The organism is Actinomycetota bacterium (assembly GCA_036280995.1).
Taxonomy (GTDB): Bacteria; Actinomycetota; CALGFH01; order CALGFH01; family CALGFH01; genus CALGFH01.
The window spans coordinates 1-2,461 of record DASUPQ010000694.1 but is presented as its reverse complement, the minus strand read 5'-3'; the positions used below and the strand labels follow the sequence as shown (position 1 = coordinate 2,461).

At 71.2% G+C, this 2,461-nt stretch carries 3 protein-coding genes; 1 reads left to right on the top strand and 2 read right to left on the bottom strand.

Features of this window, described 5'->3' with window-relative positions; genetic code table 11:
• On the bottom strand, positions 1-816 hold an 816-nt coding region (locus tag VF468_23550; GenBank protein HEX5881265.1), incomplete at its 3' end, for a coenzyme F420 hydrogenase/dehydrogenase beta subunit N-terminal domain-containing protein.
• 93 nt (positions 817-909) lie between these two features.
• On the opposite strand from VF468_23550, the gene VF468_23545 reads away from it, so the two are divergent.
• Positions 910-1,389: a hypothetical protein gene (locus tag VF468_23545; protein HEX5881264.1), complete on the top strand. Its 480-nt coding sequence runs from the start codon at positions 910-912 to the stop codon at positions 1,387-1,389.
• On the opposite strand, the gene VF468_23540 is transcribed toward VF468_23545, so the two are convergent.
• A complete protein-coding gene (locus VF468_23540; GenBank protein HEX5881263.1) occupies positions 1,386-1,919 on the bottom strand; it encodes a hypothetical protein in 534 nt (177 codons plus the stop codon). The genes VF468_23545 and VF468_23540 overlap by 4 nt on opposite strands.
• Between the last annotated feature and the right edge of the window lie 542 nt (positions 1,920-2,461).

Here is a 2,461-nt window from a genome sequence, read left to right as displayed (position 1 = left end):
CTGCTCGCCGGTCGAGCGCCGCCACAGCTGGAACCGGCCCTTGATGTTGACCTTGGCGATGTCGTCCAGCGGGACCCCATAGTCCTCGGTGATCACCTGACGCATGCCGTCGTAGGCGAACGACTTGGAGCACAGCAGCCCGAGGGTGATCTCGATCCGGCGCGCGTACTTGTTGACCCGGCGCGCCTGGAGGGTCCCGTTGATCGAGGCCTGGCAGCTCATCCCGACCAGGGCCAGGCGCTTGAGCCCGCGCCGTTCGGCCTCCTTCATGGCCAGGGGGTTGGCGGCGTAGGTGTAGCGGGAGCCGGCCGCCTCCAGCACCTCGTCGCGGTTGGTGGCCAGGAACGGCTCGCCGTCCCAGCGCCGGACCGACGACAGCCGCGAGGTGAGGGCGCCCTCGACCCGGCCCGTCTCCAGCCCCCACAGCAGCAGGGCCGAGACCAGCCCACCGTCCTGGCCGACGGCCAGCACAGCGGGGTCGGTGGCCCGGGCCAGCAACACCCCACGTTGGATGCCGGTGACCTCGTCGACCTCCCTGGCCCGCCCGAACAGGGCCTGGTCGCACTCGACCTCCCAGTCCCGGAAGCGAGGGCAGGCCCGGGTGCAGATGTCGCAGCCCCGCTGGCCGTGCACGCAGTCGTCGGCCGCGGTCGACAGCTCCACGTTGAAGGGGTGGTAGGTCTCGGCGTGGTCGTAGTCGAGCACGTCCCTCGGGCAGGCCATCACGCAGGCCGCGCACCCGGTGCAGAGGTTGGTCGCCACCACCTCGTGGAACAGCTCCCGCCATTGGGTCCTGTCCGCGCTCGACCTTGCCATCGTGCCTCCGTCGCTGGTGCGTGCCTGCATGTCCAGGCTACGGACAAGCTGTCCGGTTCACCATCGGATCGGCGGCCGGTTAACGTGAGAACCGTGAAGGCCTTCCGATCCAGCCCCGGCCGGCGTCCGGCGGCGGTGCGCTCGACTGTGATCGCGGTCGGGGTCGCCCTGGCCGCCTCGGCCCTTGGCAGCGCCCTGTTCACCATCGCCCTCGACGACTCGGTGGGGTCGGGCCTGGTCACCTTCGCCATCTTCGGCGGCCTGGCCGCCCTCAGCGCCGGGGTCCTGGCCTGGGAGCTGGCCTCGCTGCGGGTCTGCCCGCGCTGCGGCTACGAGAACGCGGCCATGGCCGCCTGCGCCGGCTGCGGCTACGACGTCCGCGAACGCCCCCGCTTCGCCTGCAGTGAGGGCCACCAGGTGGCGTTCGAGCCAGGCATGTGCGACTGCGGCCGGCGGCTGCTGGCCCTGCGGCCGGTGCCGGTGGCCCGGCACGCCATGCGCGCGGCCTGGTTCGCCCTCGGGTTCTTCCTGCTGGTGCTGGTCGTGGCCGTACTGGGCTCCAGCCTGAGCTAGGGGGTCGGGGCCGGGGGGTTCGCGCCCTTGCCGGCCCCGCGCTGGGGGAGCTCCCCGGACACGACCCGCTTGGCCACGGCCCGGCCGCCCGACTTCTCGCCGGCCACGAAGGCGTCCTCGCCGACCTTCAGCTCGGCCGTCGGTGCGGGCTCGTTGCGGAACCCGTAGCGGGTGTCGCCGTCGACCGCGAAGCTGGTCTCGACCCCGTCGGAGCTCTTGACGGTGATGGCGTCCTTGGACAGGGCGGTGACCTCACCCCGGGCCATGACGATCGTCTTGACGCCCTCCTGGGTCTGCACGGTCATCTCGCCGTGCAGCACCCGCCGCCCCAGCCCATGCCCCAAGCCGACTCCCCGGCCCAGCCCCGCGGGCCGCGCCCGCAGCTTGTCGGCCTTGTCGGTGGTCCCGCCCGGCGCCTGGGTCGTGGTGGTGGTGCTCTGCGCGGCCAGCGCCGCCCCCCCGGCCGACAGCAGCAGCACCCCGGCCACCGCCCACCCCAGCCATCCCGTCCGCCTGCCAAGTCTCCCCATCTGGCTCACCTCGTCACGTCCTCGCTACCGGTGATCGACCAACATCCTGACGGGCCTTCGTTGACGGTCGTGCTGGTGAAGGTTCGAGGTGGGTAAAGGTTCCAGGCCCTACAGTTCACGGCGAGCCATCCACCACCGTCTGCATTTCCCACCGCCCAGACGGTCGCTCGGGATGTGCGGCCATCCCTTTACACCAGGGCAGCCACCGAGCCCACGGTTGGCCGCCAGGCGAGCTCGATGCCGGCGGCAACACGAGGCCACGTCGCAGTTCGGCACACGCTGCGCCATGGCGTGCTTCGACGACTCTCGGACTCGTAAGTTGGTCGCGTGATCGCTGGCGGTCGCATCTGCGCAGCTCAGGACGGGTAGAGGTGTCCATGGTCATCTCTAGTGGATCCCTGGTGTCGTGGGGTTTGGCGGTCACCTTGGCGGTCAACCGCGGGACCCTCAGCTCGCACCGCGGACATGATCGGTGCGCGACCATGCATCACGCGGGCGGGGTTGGCTGGCCGGCAGCGACGCCAGCACACCCAAACGCGTCA

Coding starts and splice junctions, on each gene's coding strand:
- VF468_23540 (HEX5881263.1), bottom strand. CDS start 1,919: ATGGGGAGACTTGGCAGGCGGACGGGATGGCTGGGGTGGGCGGTGGCC.